We start from the raw sequence: 20,412 nt of genomic DNA, 5'->3' as shown, positions 1-20,412 counted from the left end.
TCTCAACTACTTTTTTTCCAAACCGCTCAAAATCATTTGAGTAAATTGCCGGCTGACTTCCTGAACGCTGTATTTCTTTTCCGGCTTGAACCATTTATAAAGCCAGCTGCACATCCCCAGAATCCCGTTAACGACCAACACAGGATCCAAATCCACGAAATCGTTGGTTTTCACCCCTTGAGCGTAAATATTTCTGAGAACACGGATGAATTCTCTTTCGCGGGCGGTAATCAACTCCGTGTGATCTTCGGACAATTCATATTTATCTTGAAAAAATACCGTGAAGAAATCGAGATTATTGGCAACCAACGCGGAATATTCTTCTATCACCATTCTCAATTTGTCTTTAGGATTCATGGAATTTTCTGCGATCCGATTCATGGAATCCAGCCCTAATTTCATCGTCCGTTGGAAAATTTCATATAGAATCTCCTGTTTACTATTGAAGTGATAATAGACAGCCGGTGCAGTAATTTCCAGACGATCGGCAACATCCTTCAAGGTTGCGCTTTTATATCCCTTTTCCTGAAATATCCTGGCCGCCTGGTCTATGATTTCCTCGCGACGGAGATGGTATTTCTGGCTTTTAGATCCCATGACTTAGAACACCTCTAAACGATATTTACTAGATGACATTCGGCTTCGAATGAACCAATACGACCGCCCTGGATTCCACGACCTCATGACCGTGCTGGTTCACGCATCGCCCTGCAAGCTCAACGAATCCCGCTTTCAGCTTCTCTTTATAGGTCAGGGCTTCGATGGTCCATCGGGTGGTTACGGTATCGTTGGCGAATACCGGCTTGAGGAATTTGCCGCTGATGTTCGTGTTGGCCACGGCTGTACCCGCAAAAAAGTTTCCCAACGACGACGCCATCACACCAAGCGTGAAGGGCCCGGGAAAAATCCGCTTTTGAAACGGGCCTTTTTGAACAAAGGTTTCATTGACATGCACAGGATTGAAGTCGCCAAACAAGGCACTTCCCAATACCAAGTGCGTTTCGGTCAATGTAACGGAGGAACCAAATGCATCGCCAACCTGCAAATCATCGAAATACTTGCCCTCGACAACACCAATAATTTCCATTATACCCTAACTTCCTTTCTTATTGTATCAAAGATTCGATACAAATCTCCAGAAATTTCAGTTGCTTTAAAAGATTCCAGGTCAATAAAGCGGTGATGGGTTTTGCCCGTGCAGATCAGTTTTTCTTGTTCCGCGCGGATGATTTTATATTCGCATTCGAAGCCTTTGGCCGATAAATGTTCGATTCGGGCATGAATGATCAGTTCGTCGTCCAATCTGGCTGGCGAAAGATAGGAAAACTCCGAGCGAATCACCGGTGTTGCCACATTGTATTGTTCCGCCATCCTTTTGTGCGACAGGTTATATTTGCGCAAGACTTGTGCTTGCGCTTTTTCTGCAAATGCCAAATATCTGGCAAAATAGACCACTCTGGCATAATCTACATCGTCAAAATCGACAACCAGCCGATACTCCAATCCAACCCCTCGCTTCATTATTCATAATCGTGGATATACTCCACATGGAAAGGATCCACCGTCATCACCAATTGTCTTGAAAGAGCCAACATGAGAATGGCTAAATTTTTGATGCCGGGCACATCATGCTGACAAAGCCGTTTAAGGTTCTCGTGCGTTTGAAATACCAATTCCTCCGTATTCATTTCCAGCTGCTTGCTCATGCTTGATTCGCCTCCCGATTCTTATTTTGCCTTATTTCGCCGTATAGAAAATGCGGTCGCGGTCTTTGCTGCGTTCGTCGGTCCAACGGCGGACTTTAAATTCAAAACGCGGCAAGCTTTCCTTCGCTTCCGTGACTTTCATCCGGACCCCGACTTTATGCCGGATCTGATCCTCCAATAAGCAGAGCATTTCCCGCTTTCTGTTCTCCGATACGAAGCTTTTGAATTCCAACGTGATCAACACCTCTTCCGTTCCGTTCTCTTCCATATACACCTTGCCCCGGTATTCTTCCACTTCATCATAATGGAACAGAATGGATTCGATAGCGGCAGGCCATACATTGACGGCCTTGATTTTGATCATGTCGTCGTATCGTGCGATGCTTCCGGCCTCAAAAGCATCGAAGGCGCGACCGCAGGAGCAGGTATGATGCGGCAGGAATACGACTTTGTCATCGGTCGAGAACCGGATCAGCGGAGCCGCTTCGCGATCCAGATTCGTCAATACGATTTCGCCTTCTTCCCCCGGCTTCACCGGCTCGCCGGTTTCCCGGTTGAGCACCTCGACATAGGACATGTGTTCGAAGATGTGAATATGGCCTCGAGTCCCGTTATGCAGAACCCCGTGCTCGCATGTAAACCCAAGTCCGCCGCCCTGCTGCGTTGAACCGTACATTTCAAAAAGCTTGGCGCCCCAGAAGGCTTCCATTTTCTCGACCCAGGCGGGGGAGTAGCATTCCGTAGCCAGCATAATGCTCTTGAGCTCCGGAAATTCCTTGCGCGGGTCAATGCCCATTTCGGTACAAAGCACGGATAACCGTGTCAGGTAGGCAGGCACGATGGTGATTTGATTCGGCTTGAAACGAAGCATCATTTTCAGTTTGTCCTCGGATCTTTGGGTGCCTACATGCATACTCAACACGCCTAGATGCACGTAGGATTGCGTCAACGAATCCGGACCCGCCAATTGTCCCGCCGAGCCGGGCCACGTATTGTAACAGGTATCTCCCCGGTTTACCCCGGACCAATGCAGACCCATCGCCCACGTTTGGCCTGCGTATTCCTGATCTGCTCGGCTTCGACCGTACACTTCCTGTCCCAATCCGGAGGTTCCGCTTGTCATATACAGACCGATCAATTGCTCCTTTTTCATCCATGTCCGGCTGCCGAAAGGCGGATTGGCCTGCTGATCGGCGACCAGATCTTGTTTGCTGATTCTCGGCACCTTGTTCCGGAAATCATCAAAATGATGGATATCGTCGGGTTTGATCTTGTGCCGGTCAAATAAATTCCGGTAAAACGGATTGCGCGCATATTGATGCTCCAGCAAAAATTTGAGCTTTTTCCATTGCAGTTGTTTGATTTCTTCCCGGGTCAGCTGTTCCAATTTCGGATTGAATAAGCGTCGGTTCATCTTCATTCCTCCACTATGTTGGATTTAATTACGCGCCCATATACATCTTTTGGATATCGGAATCTGCGGATAATTCGGAAGAGCTCCCTTCCTTCAACACTTTTCCGTGCGATAAGACATAGGATCGGTCCGATACATGTAAGGCGGCCTTCACATTTTGTTCCACCAGCAGAATCGAGATATGCTGATCCCGCAGCCTGCGGATGGTTTTGAAAATTTCTTTCGTAATAATCGGAGAGATCCCTAAGGAAGGCTCATCGAGCATCAGTAATTTAGGCTGTGCAATAAAGCCGCGTGCAATCGCGAGCATCTGCTGTTCCCCTCCGCTTAGCGTACCGCCTTTGTGATGGAGGCGTTCGTAAAGTCTCGGAAAGAGCTCGAACGCTTCCTTGATTTTCCGGGCTACCTTCTCCTTTTCCCTTCTCCAACGGAAGGCACCCAGCTCCAAATTTTCAATCACGGTAAGCTCCTTGATGACTCCCCTGCCTTCCGGCACATGAATCAGTCCGGCCTCGACTCTTTTGTAATCCGGCATATGGGTGATATCCCGGTCCATAAAGGTGATGCTGCCCTTGTAGGCGGGATTCAATCCGGATAAGGTTCGAAGCAGCGTTGTTTTGCCGCCCCCGTTCGCGCCTAAGATGCTGACGATTTCCCCTTCCATCACTTCCAGCTGTACCTGCTGCAAAACATGGATTTTGCCGTAGCCCGATTCCAGGTTTTCCACCCTAAGCACTGATATCCTCCTCTCCCATATAAGCCTGAATCACATCACGGTTGCGGTTAATGTCTTCCGGGGACCCCTCGGCGATTTTCTTTCCGTTATTCATCACCACAATGTCATCGGAGACCTCCATGACGAGTCCCATATGGTGCTCCACCAGCAAAATGGTTATGCCCATTTGGCGTATTTCGCGGAGAACGCCAACCAGGCGTTTGGTCTCGCTGTCATTTAAACCGGCGGCCGGTTCATCCAGCAGCAGCATCCTGGGTTTTGCCATCAAGGCTCTGGCTAACTCAAGCAACCGCTGATACCCGCAGGGAAGCTCGCTTGCCGGCGCGTGCAGCCAATCGGACAGCCCGATCTGGCCGCTCACCCGATGCGCTTCTTCCAACGCTTCTTGTTCTTCTTTACGGGAGATCATACTGCGTATACTGCTTCGGAGCATGCCCGCCTGGAAGCGCTTGTCATAGCCGACCAACAAATTGTCCAGAACGGTAAATCCGTTGCTGTCAAACATTTTGACGCCTTGAAAGGTCCGAATAATCCCGTAATGGGCGATCTGGTGCGGCTTTCTTCCCGTAATGGCCCGGTCTTCAAAAATCACTTGACCCTCCGTCGGGGCAAAATTCCCCGATATGATGTTGAACATGGTGGTTTTCCCCGCTCCGTTCGGGCCGATGAGGGCTTTAATGCTTCCTTTCTTGATGTCGAAGCTCACTTGATCCACTGCTTTCAAACCGCCAAACATTTTGGAAATCTTCTGTACCTGCAGCATCGAAACACCTCCATACCGTTGGGCTGATTCGGTCTCGTCACACTTTGCGCCGTTGAAAGAACCTTTTTTGTAAAATACCGTAGATGCCTTTAGGCATGAACAGCAAAATGACGATGAGCGCCGCCCCGGTCAGCAATATTTTATAATCCTTAAATGAATGCGTCGTTTCGACCAGCAGCACCCATACGAAGGATCCCAGCAGAGGACCGTAGATGACTCCGTGACCGCCAAGCAAGGACATGACAACCAAATCGACGGAAAGGGCCAAGCCGAAAATGTCTGGCGCGATAAAGCTCAAATAGTTGGCCATCACAAAACCGGACGCAGCCGCATACATCGCGCTGACCACGAAAATCTGAAGCTTCACCTTCCCCGTATAAATGCCCAAGGCCGACGCCGCTTCTTCATTGCTTTGGATCGCAACCAAGGACCGCCCCGTGCGTGTTCGGGTCAGATTGCGGGCCAGAATAAATCCGACTCCGAAAATGACCCAGGCTAATATAAAATAGCCTCTTTCACCCAAGCTGTTCGAAAATACGGTCAAGGAATTTACGGACATTCCCGAAGAGCCGCCGGTGAGCGGGAACATCGATATCGCCAGCGCCTGAACCAGAAGGGCGAAACCCAGCGTGGCAATAGCCAGGTAATAGCCTTCCAGCTTCAAAATCGGATAACCGATGATGAACGCCACAAGCGCTGAACCGATCAGAGCAATCATAAAAATGAGAACCGGATGTACGCCATGCTGGCTTAGTATGGCTGTAATATAGGCTCCAAGTGCGATAAAGCCTCCGTTGCCGAGCGAAATTTGTCCGCCGTATCCCATCAGCATTTCCAGGCCGGTGGCCGCTAAAGCGTAGATTCCTACAAAGGTAAGCATGCTGTACAGATAGTGATTGGGTGGAAGCACAGCGAGCATGATGGCGACCGGCACGATAACAACGGTCCAAACGGCGATTTGTTTTTTTCTCATCGCTTAAACCCTCCTACTAACCCTTTGGGCATAATAATGAGGAGCAGGAGCAAAAATACAAGCGTCATCACATCCTTGTACTCCGATGAAACGAATCCCGCCATATTGCTCTCGAATATCCCGAGCAGCAGTCCTCCCAGCAAAGCCCCGACCGGGCTTCCCAGCCCTCCGAGAATCGAGGCCACCAAACCCTTTACGACAAAGACAAGTCCCAAGGTATAATTCATCAGCAGCAGAGGCGCGATCACGACGCCGCTTATGGCGCCGATTGCACCGCTTAAACCAAAGGCGATCATTCTCATCTGGTTCACGCGGATGCCGGCAAGTCTTACGCTCTCAGGATTCGAGGAGCAGGCCCGGAACGCTTTGCCGTAATACGTTTTATGCAGAAAATAGTAGAGCCCGCCGTTGATCAGAACCATGACGGCAACAATCACCAGGACCTGGTACTGAATCGTAATGTCGCCCCATTTGACGGCGCCGGCCCAAACCGGCTCGGCCGTTTTGGACTGTTTGCCGAACACCAGCATGGAAATCCCTTGTAAAGTAATCATGATGGCCAAGGTCATGATAATTTGATTAATCAACGGCGAGGAAGAAACCGGCCTCATCAAGGAACGCTCGATGATCAGTCCGATGATTACCGCAATGAATACCGCTGCAATAAAAGCCAATACGGAAGGCATATAACCGCTGAGTACAATGAATGAAAGCGCTCCCATTGTAAAGTATTCGCCTTGGGACAAATTAATCACTTTGGAGATCGAAAAGACTAACGTAAATCCCATGCCGATCAAGCCGTAGATGCTGCCTAAACTGATTCCCGTGATCAGGCTTTGCAAGACATTGTCCATAGGAAATCCCCTTTAAAACATATTTACTCGAGCAAGGACCATTTATTATCACGGATCTCTACGATTCTCAACGTTTCCGGAGACAGTCCGATCCGGTTGTCTTTGGTAAATTTGAAGGTTCCGTTCACGCCGATTATGCTCTCCCCCCCGTTTTCCAAATAATCCTTGATCTTCTGCGGGTCGGTTCCAGCCTGTTTCAAAGCATGATAAGCGACATTTAATGCATCGTAACCGAAGCCTTCGATATAACCGGGTACATAGTTATGATCCTTTTGAAAACGGGAGATGAATGTTTCCAAGACTTGCTTTTGCGGATGATCGTCAGGAATTTGCTCGAATGCCGTAATAATTCCTCCGGCGGCCAGCACTTTATCATTATCGATTTTTCCGATCAAGTCCAGGAAAGCTTGTGTAGCTGAAGAATGGGGAGGCAGCATCGGCACATTCAGCCCGATTTCATCCATTTCTTTCCTTACCTTGACGGCAGGCTCCCCTGTCACGAACGAAATCACAGCATCCGGCTTGGCTGACATAATGGAAGTCAGCTGCGGCTTCATTTGGATATCGTTCATATTAAATGATTCTCGTTTGACGATATTGACTTTATACTTTTCCGCGTACCGGGCAATCGCTTTGTCTGCGATCTGTCCCAAGGCATCGTTGGGATTGAGGACACCGATATTGTTCAAGCCTTTATTGGCAAAGTACTGAAACTGACGCTCAATGACCTGATCCGTGGAATGGACGACCGCCCAGCCCCAGCCAATCTTCGGATCCGGGATGTAACCTCCCGACATCGAGATCATGGGAATTTTGGCGGATCCCGCCGCCTGCTCCGCAGCGTTGGAGGTCGGCGTGCCGTTCGGGCCGATGATCATCACGACCTTATCCTCATTGATCAGACGCTTGGCCCAACGGCTTGCCTCTTCCGGTTTGGATTGGTCATCGTAAACGATAATCTCAAGAGGATGGCCATTCACTCCTCCCGCTTCGTTGATTTGCTTTTTCAAGGTTTCAACGGCACGCTGTGTGCTTTGTCCCAGCCATCCGGCCGGACCCGTCAGAGAGAGTATTGTGCCGATTTTATAAGCTTCATTGCCCTTTGGTCCAGCGGATGGTTGGTCGGAGGCTGGATTCGTCTCTACCTGATGATTGGCGGACGGATTAGCGCATCCGGCTGCCGCAAGCATACAGATCATGATGAAAATAAAAGGAAGCTTGAACTTTTTCACCACTGCATTTCCCCCTCTATGGAAATATTTTTTAAATAAAGCGCTTTCTTTTTTGGGGTAAAAAAATAAGGGAACTGCAATCAACGTCCTGATGGATGAATGCGAGTCGGCTGTCAAAATACGATATTTCCAATGTCAGCTCGTCAAATTGGCATCAAGCCTCACCTCCTGTGATGATAAAATTTTAATGAACGTTAAGTAAAATATACTGTAGAAACTTCTCTTTGTCAATTGATTTTTCGCACTATTCTGATATTGATGTTTGTGACGGTTTGAGCTTGTTTATCCATTCTCGTTTAATAAACAAAAGAGGCGAGCTCCTGCTCCCCCTTTCAGTGAATGATTATAATACTTCTTTATGCTTTATATCCAAAGGATTGCGAGACCTCTTTCATCATCTTTAATAAATATTGGCTTGTCACATCATCGATTTGCGTCGGGATCGTATGCGAAAAACCAACGACAACGATGACGGCGAGCAATCGCTTTTCAAAATTAAAAACCGGAAAGGCTATGGAGGATATGCTCGGAACCAGCGGTTCCTTCGCAAAAGATATAGCGTTCTTACGGACAATTAAAATTTCGGATTCCAGACGATGCCTCTGTTCCTCGTCAAGCTTGGCCAACTGCTGCTGTTTCCATTCCCGGATGAGATGCTCTTCCATGAAAGCCGCAAAAACCTTTGCGGTGGCCGACATAATGGGAAGAAACGTGCCGATTTGAGCCCCGATGTTCAGTCCCTGCAGACTATTGATAATTTTCACTACCATCGGTCCATTGTGAGACCACGTCGTCAGCAGTACGGTGTTTTTGCAGGTCCGGTTGATTTCCTGAAGAAAAGGCGTCACCCGCTCGATCATGTTCTCCCGGTTGATCGCTTTCATACCGTACTCTACCAGCTTGCTCCCAAGAGTATACAGGCCGGTTTCCTTATCCCTGTAAAGCATCCCGATTTGAGTCAGCGTATTCAGATACTTGTACAAATTGCTCTTGGTGATTTTTGTTTTTTCGTATATCTCGTTGAACTTCAACGGTTTGTCATAAGAAGCGACTAATTCAAGGATCTCGTTGCCAACCTGCAAAGACTGAATTGTCGTACTTGTTTTGGAAGCAGCCATTTTAGACAACCCTTCTGTAATTGACCTCTGTATACAATATAAGATAATCATATCCAATGATCAATATCTCCCCATCACTTGACAGTTAAACGAGACGATCATCATCCCTGAGAAAGGCGTCCTTGATGATGCCGGATATTGTCAACAGAACAGCCATGTCATTCCATCAGCTTATTCGGCAACCAGGTGGTTAGCGGCGACCAATAAGTAACCAGGAAAAGGATCACAAGCGCAACGATGAGAAAAGGAACAACCGATCGAATGAGCGTCTCAAACTTCACTTCGCCTACTGCCGAGGCAATGAATAAGCCTGCTCCGACCGGCGGTGTGAGCAGCCCGATGGTAGCGTTCAAACAAACGATAACGCCAAAATGGATCGGATCAATTTCGAACGCATGAACAAGCGGCATGAATATCGGCAATAACACAATCAAAACGGCCATCTCGTCCATAATAATACCGATAAGCAGCAGGAACAGATTCACCAGCAGTAAGAACACAAAAGGGCTCGAGGTCAGCGTTCCCATAAATTCGACGATTTTTTGCGGAATTTGTTCAAACGCCATGACCCATCCAAACAAGTTCGCCGTCGAAATCAGCAAGGTCACCGCAGAGGTGGATATGGTTGCACCCACTAATATTTTGGGAAAATGCTTGATTTTCAAGTCCCTGTAAACAAAGAATCCGATCAAAATCGCCAAGAAGCAAGCGAACGCCGCAGACTCGGTTGTTGTGAAAATACCGCTTAGAATCCCGCCCACAATGACAGCGGGAACCGATAAAGCCGGCAATACCTTAAAAAAACTGGAAACTATTTCTTTCCATAATGCTTTTTCGGATCTCGGAAAACTGTGCTTGTAGCCTAAATATGCGATTAAGAGAATAAAAGCTGCAGCAAGTAAAAGCCCCGGAATAATCCCCGCTATAAACATCTTGCCTATCGAAACTCCAGATCCTACAGAATAGATGATAAACAGCATACTGGGCGGAATGATAGGTCCCAACAGCGCAGCCGATGCCGTAGTTGCCGCCGCAAATGAACGGCTGTAGCCTTCCTTCTCCATCTCGGGAACCATGATCCGCGACATCATTGCCGTCTGGGCCGTCGCGGAACCAAGAATAGAGGCCAGGAACATATTCGCAATGATGTTGACGTAAGCCAATCCTCCGCGAAAGTGACCTACGAGCTTTTTCGAAAAATCGATTAATCTTCCGGTAATGCCGGCTGAGTTCATCAGCTCGCCGGCCAGCATAAAGAGCGGAATAGCCAACAGGCTAAAGCTTTCGACTCCTGAGTACAGACGCTGCGGAACATTATTGAACAGAACCATATTACCGTCCAGCCCGATATAGGCTACGCTAGTAATCCCAAGCACCAATGCGATGGGAATCTGAATGGCCAGCAGGGCGAAAAAAATGAGTAAAATAACCATTATATTCCCTCTCTACGTTGTTTTTGAAATACGCTTGCAAATAAATCCAACGAATGTATAGCCATAAATAACAGCCCCAGGGGAATGCCTATATAAGGAATGATCATCGGTAAGCCGACGGCCGGCGATTTTTGCAGCAGGATAGAGGGGTTCGTTATCCATTTCAAAGATAAGCCCAGAGCAAAAATGCAAAAGGCTAATGAAATAAAAAAAGCAATTCCCAAAAAGATGCGTCTTGTGTTTTCCGACAGCCTTTCCATAATAAAGCTTACGGCCGCCGCCTTGTTGGTTTTGATACTCATGCTTCCGCCAATGAAGGTCACCCATACTAAAGCGAATAAGCCAAATTCGTCCGACCAACTCAGAGGTGAATTTAAAAAATAACGAAATATAACCCCTAACATCAGGGAAGTGACCATAAACGACAATAACAGAATGGCTAATATTCGTTCTATGGAAAAGACGGCATCACTAAGTTTGCGAACGAAGGTCATACGTACAACTCCCTTGGATGAATATCATAAGCTCCCATAAGTGCGGGTAGAAAAGAGAGGTGATTCCGGACAAGGGAGAAAAGCAAAGCTTTCCCCCTCGCCGGATCATGAAATAAGAAACCAAGGCATCGCAACAGCTATAGACTACTTGTTCTGATTTTCCTGAATGAGCTCTTTAATCAATGCGTTGCTGGAATACTTGGTATAAAGTTCGTCGCGGATGGCCTTAAAGCTGTCATTATTGCTCAATTCAGAAACCGTTGCGCCTTTTGTTTTCAAATTATCCAGGTTCTGCTTTTCCAAATTGATCGATTCCTTGTTCCCCCAGTCCACAGCCGTTTTCATGGCTTCAGCTACTATTTTTTGATCTTCCGGCGACAAAGCTTCCAATTTCGTTTTGTTCGCGATCACAACCCCCGGCCACGCCATATGATTGGTCAGCGTAAAGTTTTTAGCGGTTTCATAATATTTTTCGGTCATCAAAGCATCAAGGTCAATATCGATCCCGTCGATCACGCCTGTTTGCAAAGCCGTATACACTTCCGGCAGAGGCATCGGAGTCGGACCGGCGCCTACGGCCTTCCAGAAATCTTGAATGGACGGGCTGCCGAGAATACGAATTTTTTTGCCCTTCAAGTCTTCCGGTTTGGTGACTGTCGTACTCTTCATCAAAATATGGCGGTTCCCCGCAAAAATATAGTCCATCCCGACAAGCCCCTGATTGCTCAAGCCATCCAAAATTTTCTTCGCCGCTGTGGAATTCCGCGCAGCCACAGCTTTCTCAATATCGCTGAACAGGAATGGCATGAACCAAGCATTGAATTCTTCCGAACGGGTACTCATGTAGGCGTTCGTTATAATCCCGAAATCGAGCGTGCCGGTCTCCAGCTGCTGCACCATGTCCTTTTCTGCCCCAAGTTGTCCCGCCGGGAAAGTCTCCACTTTCATTCGGCCGTTAGAACGCGCTTTCAATTCTTCATTGAACTTGTCGGCGGTCTTATGCCAAATGTGTGTAGGCTGCGTAATATGCGCCAGTTTGAACGTGTACGTTTTACCTTCCTCTCCTGCTGCTTGCCCTTCATTGGAGCTTTTGGTTTGCGTTCCGCCTCCGCAACCGGCAAGAATGAGAGATACGCTCAGCGTCGCGGCCAATACGAGTGAAAACGTCTTTTTCATAGTTTAAAATCCCCCTATAAATTGTTTTTTATAAATTCATTGCATCGGGCATCCAATGTTTCATGGTGATTTCATTGCAGGCAGAATGAGCTCTTCCGTCATGAAGAAATCGCTTTCATATTACTTGCAACGATTGAAATTACGAAGGCTGCGGCATACAACAAGCATCCTGCCGGGTACTCTTTTCACTCCTTTCCTATGCCCGCAATCCCATCTCTTCTACCCAGCGCAAAGATTTCTCAGCATGTATCCTCCAATACTCTCCAACACCCGATAATTCGAAAACGCATACATCTTATCAAGTAATCATGGATCGGGATTAAATTGATTGGGACTAGATAACGATAATATGTGAATTAAGTTCTCTATGTTTATATTATATAACTATGTTATGAAGTTTCTGTCAACATTATTTTTTTTGAAGCAAGCCTCATCGCACCACGAATGACAGACGCTTCCAAAGCCTGCTTTTCTCGCCTGTAAACTACTGCTTTACGCAATAGAGACGATAGTTTTAAAAAATCGTTTGAAAAAATATTCATGTTTTGATATTGACAATCATCAGGCGGTCATCGTTATAATAGAAATATAAATGAGAACTTAATTCTCTATTTGTGGATTTCAATCCAACCGAGGTGATTCACAACCAGCGTTACTGTGTCATCCTTGATTGCTGACTATCCAAATCAAAGTGAGGTGAATCCCATTGAAAAAATTTCTCGTATTCATTGAACGCAAACCGGGCTTTTCCGGGAATTCCATACCGGAGCATCGTCAATTTATCCAAAGCTTGCGAGATAATGACATCCTGGTATCGGCCGGCGGTTTTAACGATCAAACCGGCGGTGCCTATGTCCTTCAAGCACATTCCCTTGAAAGCGCAACCCAAACCATGAAGCAAGATCCCATGTACATGGAGAACGAATGTATCTATACGATAAAGGAATGGAACGTTCAGTAAAATGTAAGGGCTTTAATTTTGGATATAAGGAGTTATAACCATGAAATTAGTGAGCTTTAGTTATAACGGGATTACCCGGATCGGCTGCATCGCAGACGAGCAGATCATCGATTTAAATTTGGCGTACCGCAGCATGCTTGAATCGCAAGGCGTCATCCGGGCCGAGCAAATCGCAGAAGCCTACATTCCTGCCAATATGGTTGAATTTCTTCAAGGCGGACAGCAAAGTCTCCAATTGGCCAAACAGGCGATCGAATATGTTCGGCAGAATGAGGCTGCCTTGAAATATAAGGCGGTTCACCCGACTTCAGATGTAAAATTGGAAGCTCCGGTGCTCAACCCCGGGAAAATGATTTGTGTCGGCCATAATTATCGCGAGCATATTTTGGAGATGGGACGCGGACTCCCCCCCGTTCCTGTCGTATTCGCCAAGTTCAGCAATACCATCATCGGCCCTCAGGATGATATTCCTTTCTTCCCGATCTCCGAGCAGCTTGACTATGAAGCGGAATTTGCTTTTGTCATTGGCAAGCGGGCCAGAAATGTATCGCAGGATCAGGCACTGGATTATGTAGCCGGTTACACGATCGTCAATGATGTGACATACCGCGATTTGCAGCGAAGAACCCTTCAATGGCTCCAGGGAAAAACCGTAGAAGGTACGGCCCCTATGGGTCCATGGTTGGTGACGAGCGACGAGCTTGATGATCCGACCGGCCTGGAAGTCGTGCTTACCGTCAACGGCGAAGAGCGTCAGCGTTCCAATACAAAAAATCTGGTGTTTACCGTTGCCTATTTGGTCGAGTTTTTATCCAACCTGATGACCCTCGAGCCGGGCGATGTGATTTTAACAGGCACACCGGGCGGCGTAGGCGTAGCCCGTGATCCTCAAGTGTTCTTGAAGGACGGAGACGTGGTTCGAATTGAAATCGACCGCATCGGGGCGTTGGAGAATCGGGTATCCAAAGTCGAAGGAGGACAATAAGCATGAGCATCCAAGAGGCGATCCGCTCCATCCATGACACGATAGATGACATGGTGCGCGTGTCCAAAGGATTATCCGAAGACATCATTCGCTGGAAGCCCGCCGAGGATAAATGGTCCGTGATCGAAGTATTGTGCCATGTGGAAGAAGCCACTCCTTTTTGGTTGAATGAAATTCAAGCGTTGGTGAAATCCCCGGGTATCGAGTGGGGACGCGGACTTCAGCATGAAGGCCGGTTAGCCGCCGTAGCTGCGGCCGGCGGGCGCTCCACCGGCGAGGTTCTTCAGGGCATTGAGAGCTCCAAGGCGCAAGTACAGGCGGTTCTCGGCACGCTTACCGAGGAAGATTTAAAGGCGGAGGCGCCGAGCCGCAACCCCCGCTTTGGAACCAAGCCGCTGCAATTTATTGTCGATCATCTGTTGGTCGAGCATCTCATCACCCACCTGAACCAAATCAACCGCAATATCGGACAGTATCGGGAAGCGCATTAAACCCTAAACCCTTTGGAGGTGTGGTCGCATGGCAGAAAAAATGGAATTTTTCCAAAGTCAAACCGTACAAGATTTTAATAAGGAAATTGAGAAGTACCATCTGGGACCTCTTTGGAATGCCATCCCTGACTTGATGCACAAACAGCCTACTCCGCAAGCCGTACCTTATCTGTGGAAATGGGAGACGCTGTACGCCAAGCTCATGGAAGCCAGAGAAATTTTCACGCCCGATCGCGGCGGTGAAAGAAGAGCCATCTATTTGCAAAACCCGGGATTAACCTACCGGCAGCCCTGGGGATGGGCTTCCACTACCCAAACCCTGTATGCGGCGGTTCAGTTAATCCTCCCTGGCGAAACCGCGCCGTCACACCGGCATACGCAAAGCGCTCTCCGTTTCATCATGAAAGGAGAAGGAGCTTACACTATCGTTCAAGGCGAACGCATCTTCATGGAAGAAGGAGATTTTCTGACCACGCCGGGAGGGCTTTGGCATGGCCATGCCCATCCCGGAAATCAGCCGATGATCTGGATGGATTGCCTGGATATACCGACCATCTACGCGATCGGCGGGACGTTCTTTGAAAATTACCCTGAAAGGATCGAACAGCCGAAGGTGCCGGATAATTATACCGCTCAACGCTATGAAGGCGGCATGGTTCGCCCCATCTCGGATCGCAAATCCCAGGCTGCGCCTCTGGGCTCTTTCAAATGGAAGCAGACCTTGGCTGCACTCGAAGGCTTAAGCCGGTTTGAACCGGACCCGTACGATGGCTATGCGGTAGAATATATCAATCCGTCCAACGGAAAAACAGCGAACCCGAACATTGCTTCCTGGATGCAGAAGCTTCCTAAAGGATTTCACTCCAAAGCGCACAGGCATACCAGCTCCACCATTTATCAGGTATTCAAAGGCACAGGTTATACCGTCATCAACGGGATTCGTTATGATTGGTCCCAAGGCGATTTCCTTGTCGTACCGAACTGGGCCTGGCACGAGCATGTCGCTGCGGAAGAATCTTATTTGTTCTCCGTTAGCGACCTGCCGATTATGGAGAAGTTTGATCTTCAACGTGAAGAACATTATGAAGAGAATCAAGGGAACCAGGAAATTGTGGATGAATTTAAACCTCTGTTACCTTAACTCGCAAGTTCCGGATTCATTCCCTTATCCGCTTTAATTTAAATCAACATTATTAGAGGAGCATACCGTTATGACGAAAGAAATAAACGTTCCGTTCCTGATCGTTGGCGGCGGCATCGGCGGTCTCGCGACTGCGCTCGGTGTTACCCAGACGGGTCGATCCGTACATGTGCTAGAGCAAGCGCCTGAATTCGGCGAGATCGGCGCAGGTATCCAGCTGGCGCCAAATGCTACGGCGGTATTAGACAAACTGGGGGTACTTGATGCCATATCGGAATATGCGGTCTTTCCGAAACGTTTGGTGCTGATGGATGCCTTTACCGGAAAAGAACTTAGCGCGCTTAGTCTTGGCGAGGCCTTCCTCGAGCGTTACGGTTATCCGTACATCGTGCTGCACCGTTCCGATTTGCACAAGGCTTTGCTTGATGCTTGCCGGGCTAACGACCAGATTACGCTGGTGAACAACCAAGTGGTGCAATCTGCCGAGAATGTCGGCGAGAAGGTCCGGGTTACCTGCTCCGACGGTACAACCTACCTCTCCGGCGCAGTGATCGGAGCTGACGGACTGTGGTCTAATACACGCAAACTGTTCAGTCCCGACAAGCCCGTCTGCTCGCAATATGTAGCTTACCGCGGCGCGATCCCTATGTCTGAGATTACTCCGAGCGCCGACCTGGATGATGTCATCATGTGGATCGGCCCTAACCTCCACCTTGTCCAGTACCCTGTACGCCGGAAGGAGCTTTACAACCAAGTGGTTGTATTCAAAAGCTTCCGATACAAGGAAGATTCCGATGACTGGGGCACACCGGAGGAGTTGGATGAGCATTTCGGCACATGCTGCGAGCCTGTACGCCATGCCGTGACCTTCATTCAACGTCAGCGCCGCTGGCCGATGTATGACCGGGAGCCGATCGGTAACTGGACGGCGGGACGCATTACCCTGCTCGGAGACGCCGCCCACCCTATGCTGCAGTATCTCGCTCAAGGCGGTTGCCAGGCCTTGGAGGATGTTGCATGTCTGACCGAATCTCTCCGCAAGTACGGCAACGATACGGAAAAGGCTTTCCTGGCCTATCAGGAGGAACGCATTCCACGCACGGCGGAAGTGCAGCGCAGCGCCCGCCTGTGGGGCGAATTCCTCCACACCGGAGACGCCATGGCCATCCTTCTGCGGAACAGAATTCTAGCCGGGCGAAGCGCTGACGACTTCAGTGTTTCCGACTGGCTCTACGGCCGCAGATACATGTAAATGTTCTTTATAAGAAACAACAGGTTGTGACAATATCGCGGCCTGTTGTTTCGCAAGCTATTCCATTACAAATCGACCAGTGATCTTTTGCAGATTGCCGGAAATGCTTTTGAGCAATTCCGCTTGTTCAGCAATGAGTTCCGTAGCCATATGATGCTGTTCTCCGTTGACCGCCATGGATTGCGCAGATGCGGTAAACTGCTGGGATATATCCCAAATCGTCTTTATCCTGTCTTCCATAGAATGGAGTCCCAGCTGAATTTCACGCATTTCCGCGGAGTGAACGACCGCTTGTTCGGCCGTCCGGCTGCATTTGTCGGCGACATTGCGAATCATATCGTTCAATTCGCCCAGCGTGCGGATTCCCCGTTCTACAGCAAACTGCCCCGCTTTCACACTGGCTGCGGTTTCTTTCGATTTCAGCGCCATATTATGCGTCAGCTCTATCGCGCGATCCGCCACCTCATTGGATGTAGCGGCAAGCTTGCGCACTTCATCGGCTACCACCCCAAATCCCCTGCCCTCTTCCCCGGCTCTTGCCGCTTCAATCGCCGCGTTCAACGCCAACAAATTCGTCTGTTCGGCGATTTCCCGTATGTAAGTTATGAACTCTCTCATTTCTTGCGATTGCCGCTCCAGCTCTTCCATAGATGAAACACTCTGCTTGCTCGTTTCATGCAAATCATTCATTTCCTTGCGCATCTCCAATGTTTTCTCCAGTCCCATATGAGAGGACGCCCGTGCCTCCTCGGATATCCTGCCGGAAAGCTCCAATTCTTGACCGGCCCGGCTGACCAGCTCTTGAATCTGGTTCATCAAGCTGCTGTTTTGTTCTATGAGCTCCAGCTGGTCGGTTGCTCCCGCGCTCACTTCCTGCATACTTGCCGACAGCTGCTCGGCCGAGGAAAGAAGCCGGCGAAGTTCATCCGCCTGTTCGGAGCCGATGGTATTGACGGTCGCTGAAACCTCCTTCATCTCCGACAAAATCGTTCTCATGCCGATGACAATTTTGTTAATTTCAAATGAAACCTGCCCGAGCTCATTGCGCCTGGAGCCTGCCGGAACGGGCATGAGCTTGCCTGAAGAGATCGCCTTCATCCTTTCCGTCCAGTTTTTTATTCCCTGAAAAACGGTTTGTTGTAAGTAAACGCTTACAAGCAAGAATGACGCCAACAACAGCAAACTCAGCCATACGCGTTCGCCCGCCGAATCGGCCAACCAAAGTCCGCCCAATCCGATGAGCAGAGGAATGCCGAATAAGCTATAAAACAGGGTCCGAAACGATAAAGACTGCACAACTACGCCTAACCGCAAATTATACGGCGAATCCTTCCTTCCGGGAATGTTCACCGGAACCGCTGCATCCAATAAGACCTCTCCTGTATTCCGGTGGTAAATCTGGGTTAACGGTTCGCTCGTTTGAGCGGCCGCCAGGCCGACGGTGTCGTTGAAGATCGTGCCCTCCCGGAGCCGATTGGTATGCAGGACGGAAAGACCCTGATGCTCTACGAGCAAAAAGTATTCGTCATGCTGAAGACCATTGTCGAGCAGCGCCCGAATTTCTTCCGACCTTTCGGACAAATCATGTCCCTCCAAAAGCTTGCCGATCTCTGCCGCCATGGATTGTACTTTGGCTAATGCGCGATGTTCCAGCTGTTTAGGTATTTTCACATGGAATGCCCCCTTCGCTTTGCCAGCGCTATAATAGATGAAGCCATAATCCCTATACCTGTTATCGGATGTGGATATGGATAAATTTAGCATTTATTTTGCGGTCCATAAGAAAAAAGGGCGAATCCCAAAGCATACATCCGCTTCGGGAACAGCCCAAACATCGCATTAATCCTCAATAGTGGAAAGATCTCCTGTCGGAAGGCCTAACTCCTGAGCCTTCAACACCCTGCGCATGATTTTGCCGGATCTTGTCTTGGGCAGCTTGCCTACCACCTCGATTTCCCGTGGGGCCGAATGTGCGGAAAGCCCGTTGCGCACAAATAAACGAATTTCCTCCAGCAGCTCCGGCGTTTCGCGATAACCCTCGCGCAAAGAGATGAATGCTTTGATGATCTCGCCGCGAATCGGATCGGGCTTACCGATCACGCCCGCTTCCGCCACAGCGGGATGCTCCACGAGTTTGCTTTCCACATCGAACGGACCGACCCTTTCGCCCGATGTGTTGATCACATCGTCCACGCGGCCTTGGAACCAGAAGTAACCGTCTTCGTCACGGTAAGCGGAGTCGCCTGAAATGTACCAGCCCTTCAAACGGAAATACTCTTCATATTTGGCCGGGTTGTTCCAAATCTTGCGCATCATGGACGGCCACGGGGTACGGATGGCCAGATTGCCCAGGCGATACGGCGGCAGTTCATTGCCCTGGTCATCGACAATCGCCGCTTGAATGCCCGGGAACGGCTTGCCCATCGATCCCGGACGCATATCCATACATGGGAAATTAACAATCATATGCGCACCGGTTTCCGTCATCCACCATGTATCGTGAATTCGTTTGCCGAATACTTTCATTCCCCAGCGGATCACTTCGGGGTTTAGCGGTTCGCCCACGGAAAGCACATGACGAAGCGTGGATAAATCGGACTTTCTTGCCACTTCATCGCCCGCAGACATCAGCATCCGAAACGCCGTCGGCGCGCTGTACCAAACCGTAACCTTGTAATCCTCAATCGTCTGATACCAGCGCTCGGGAGAAAATCGTCCGCCGCGGATCAGATTGGTCGCCCCGTTCAACCATGGGGCAAATATACCGTATGTGGTTCCGGTCACCCACCCTGGATCGCCAGTACACCAGTAAATATCGTCATCCTGCAGGTCCAGCACCCATTTGCCGGTAATGTAATGCTGGATCATGGCTCCGTGAACGTGGAGCACGCCTTTGGGCTTGCCCGTCGATCCGGATGTATAGTGCAATATGAAGGGATGTTCAAGATCAACCCATGCAATGTCCAATTCGTCGGACGCTTCCGCCATCTCCTGACGGTAATCGATTTCTCCCGGAAGCCATTGCTCCTGTTCATCGACAACAATGACATATTTCAAGTGCGGGAGCTTATCGCGCGGAATACGCTGCTTCAACGCGGAGGTTGTGACAATGGCCACTGCTTCGGCATCGGCGAGCCGGTCCAGTACAGCCCCTTCCATAAAGGCTTCGAACAAAGGGCCGACGATTGCGCCGATCTTGATCGTTCCTATGATACCCGTATAAATCTCCGGGTTCCTCGGCATGAAGAAAAAGACACGGTCTCCTTGACCAATGCCCAGCTTCAGCAGCAAATTACCGAACCGGTTGGAGATTTGGCTGAGCTGCTCGAATGTATATTTTTCCTTACGCGCGTCATCCTCATAAATTAAGGCCGTTTTATTCTTTAGAGACCCTTGCGCATGGCGGTCGATCGCCTCGTAGGCCAAATTGCAATTGCCTGTTTGATGCCAAGTAAATTGAGTCTTGATTTCGTCCCAGCGAAACGTACTGTAAGCGGATTCGTAGGATTGCAGATTATACCTCCCTTTCACACTTGGAATCGTTTCGACAAGTTGGCGTTCTGTCATGAAACCAGCCCCTTAACCAATATTGAAAGCGCTTTATACCGATTATACACGGATTTGCTGATTATAGTGAAAAACGCGCGCGAATCGTTAAAAAAAGGGTATGAAACGTAAAAAAA

The 20,412-nt window shown here is 49.0% G+C and carries 21 protein-coding genes; 5 read left to right on the top strand and 16 right to left on the bottom strand.

The genetic code is table 11. The features are described from left to right. Positions 1-6 precede the first annotated feature (6 nt). From IJ22_RS25445 to IJ22_RS25380, 14 genes are all read right to left on the bottom strand, one after another. Positions 7-597, bottom strand: coding sequence for a TetR/AcrR family transcriptional regulator (locus IJ22_RS25445; protein ID WP_062410793.1), 591 nt, complete (start codon positions 595-597; stop codon positions 7-9). Between the two features lie 28 nt (positions 598-625). Next, positions 626-1,087, bottom strand: a complete 462-nt coding sequence (locus IJ22_RS25440) for a MaoC family dehydratase (RefSeq protein WP_062410792.1) — start codon at positions 1,085-1,087, stop codon at positions 626-628. Continuing rightward, a complete protein-coding gene (locus IJ22_RS25435; protein ID WP_160327418.1) occupies positions 1,087-1,503 on the bottom strand; it encodes an acyl-CoA thioesterase in 417 nt (138 codons plus the stop codon). The genes IJ22_RS25440 and IJ22_RS25435 overlap by 1 nt, the downstream gene beginning before the upstream one ends. Before the next feature lie 17 nt (positions 1,504-1,520). After that, a complete protein-coding gene (locus tag IJ22_RS25430) occupies positions 1,521-1,706 on the bottom strand; it encodes a hypothetical protein (protein WP_054818464.1) in 186 nt (61 codons plus the stop codon). 31 nt (positions 1,707-1,737) lie between these two features. Continuing rightward, a complete protein-coding gene (locus IJ22_RS25425; RefSeq protein WP_062410790.1) occupies positions 1,738-3,120 on the bottom strand; it encodes a phenylacetate--CoA ligase family protein in 1,383 nt (460 codons plus the stop codon). A 28-nt stretch (positions 3,121-3,148) separates the two neighbouring features. Then, positions 3,149-3,856: an ABC transporter ATP-binding protein gene (locus IJ22_RS25420; RefSeq protein WP_054818462.1), complete on the bottom strand. Its 708-nt coding sequence runs from the start codon at positions 3,854-3,856 to the stop codon at positions 3,149-3,151. Beyond that, entirely contained in the window at positions 3,849-4,619 is a 771-nt protein-coding gene (locus IJ22_RS25415; protein ID WP_062410789.1) for an ABC transporter ATP-binding protein, read from the bottom strand. Before IJ22_RS25415 ends, IJ22_RS25420 begins: the two co-directional genes overlap by 8 nt. A 37-nt stretch (positions 4,620-4,656) precedes the next feature. Next, a complete protein-coding gene (locus tag IJ22_RS25410; RefSeq protein ID WP_062410788.1) occupies positions 4,657-5,592 on the bottom strand; it encodes a branched-chain amino acid ABC transporter permease in 936 nt (311 codons plus the stop codon). After that, the gene (locus tag IJ22_RS25405; protein ID WP_062410787.1) at positions 5,589-6,446 is read right to left on the bottom strand and encodes a branched-chain amino acid ABC transporter permease; all 858 of its coding nucleotides are present in this window, start codon (positions 6,444-6,446) and stop codon (positions 5,589-5,591) included. Before IJ22_RS25405 ends, IJ22_RS25410 begins: the two co-directional genes overlap by 4 nt. Before the next feature lie 23 nt (positions 6,447-6,469). Further along, positions 6,470-7,681, bottom strand: coding sequence for an ABC transporter substrate-binding protein (locus IJ22_RS25400; protein WP_062410786.1), 1,212 nt, complete (start codon positions 7,679-7,681; stop codon positions 6,470-6,472). A gap of 353 nt (positions 7,682-8,034) precedes the next feature. Continuing rightward, the gene (locus IJ22_RS25395) at positions 8,035-8,796 is read right to left on the bottom strand and encodes an IclR family transcriptional regulator (RefSeq protein WP_062410785.1); all 762 of its coding nucleotides are present in this window, start codon (positions 8,794-8,796) and stop codon (positions 8,035-8,037) included. Between the two features lie 158 nt (positions 8,797-8,954). Then, a complete protein-coding gene (locus tag IJ22_RS25390; RefSeq protein ID WP_062410784.1) occupies positions 8,955-10,229 on the bottom strand; it encodes a TRAP transporter large permease in 1,275 nt (424 codons plus the stop codon). Continuing rightward, the gene (locus tag IJ22_RS25385) at positions 10,229-10,723 is read right to left on the bottom strand and encodes a TRAP transporter small permease (RefSeq protein WP_062410783.1); all 495 of its coding nucleotides are present in this window, start codon (positions 10,721-10,723) and stop codon (positions 10,229-10,231) included. The genes IJ22_RS25390 and IJ22_RS25385 overlap by 1 nt, the downstream gene beginning before the upstream one ends. 144 nt (positions 10,724-10,867) lie before the next feature. Continuing rightward, complete coding sequence (locus IJ22_RS25380) at positions 10,868-11,899, bottom strand: TRAP transporter substrate-binding protein (RefSeq protein WP_062410782.1); 1,032 nt, start codon at positions 11,897-11,899, stop codon at positions 10,868-10,870. 706 nt (positions 11,900-12,605) lie between these two features. On the opposite strand from IJ22_RS25380, the gene IJ22_RS25375 reads away from it, so the two are divergent. The 5 genes from IJ22_RS25375 (at position 12,606) to IJ22_RS25355 (ending at position 16,729) form a co-directional block, all read left to right on the top strand. Next, complete coding sequence (locus tag IJ22_RS25375; protein WP_062410781.1) at positions 12,606-12,860, top strand: YciI family protein; 255 nt, start codon at positions 12,606-12,608, stop codon at positions 12,858-12,860. A 40-nt stretch (positions 12,861-12,900) separates the two neighbouring features. Next, positions 12,901-13,845: a fumarylacetoacetate hydrolase family protein gene (locus tag IJ22_RS25370; RefSeq protein WP_062410780.1), complete on the top strand. Its 945-nt coding sequence runs from the start codon at positions 12,901-12,903 to the stop codon at positions 13,843-13,845. Positions 13,846-13,847: 2 nt separating this feature from the next. After that, positions 13,848-14,336, top strand: coding sequence for a DinB family protein (locus IJ22_RS25365; protein ID WP_062410779.1), 489 nt, complete (start codon positions 13,848-13,850; stop codon positions 14,334-14,336). A 28-nt stretch (positions 14,337-14,364) separates the two neighbouring features. Beyond that, positions 14,365-15,477: a cupin domain-containing protein gene (locus tag IJ22_RS25360; RefSeq protein ID WP_062410778.1), complete on the top strand. Its 1,113-nt coding sequence runs from the start codon at positions 14,365-14,367 to the stop codon at positions 15,475-15,477. 70 nt (positions 15,478-15,547) lie between these two features. Then, complete coding sequence (locus IJ22_RS25355) at positions 15,548-16,729, top strand: FAD-dependent monooxygenase (protein ID WP_062410777.1); 1,182 nt, start codon at positions 15,548-15,550, stop codon at positions 16,727-16,729. A 57-nt stretch (positions 16,730-16,786) separates the two neighbouring features. On the opposite strand, the gene IJ22_RS25350 is transcribed toward IJ22_RS25355, so the two are convergent. Together IJ22_RS25350 and acsA are read right to left on the bottom strand one after the other, a co-directional pair. After that, the gene (locus tag IJ22_RS25350) at positions 16,787-18,400 is read right to left on the bottom strand and encodes a methyl-accepting chemotaxis protein (protein ID WP_062410776.1); all 1,614 of its coding nucleotides are present in this window, start codon (positions 18,398-18,400) and stop codon (positions 16,787-16,789) included. Positions 18,401-18,568: 168 nt separating this feature from the next. Continuing rightward, positions 18,569-20,296 carry an acetate--CoA ligase gene (gene acsA / locus IJ22_RS25345; RefSeq protein ID WP_062410775.1) on the bottom strand — a complete coding sequence of 576 codons (1,728 nt, stop codon included), beginning with the start codon at positions 20,294-20,296 and terminating at the stop codon, positions 18,569-18,571. Between the last annotated feature and the right edge of the window lie 116 nt (positions 20,297-20,412).

The sequence above is a fragment of the Paenibacillus naphthalenovorans genome, assembly GCF_001465255.1.
Lineage (GTDB): Bacteria > Bacillota > Bacilli > Paenibacillales > NBRC-103111 > Paenibacillus_G > Paenibacillus_G naphthalenovorans.
This window is presented reverse-complemented; position numbering and strand designations above follow the sequence as displayed.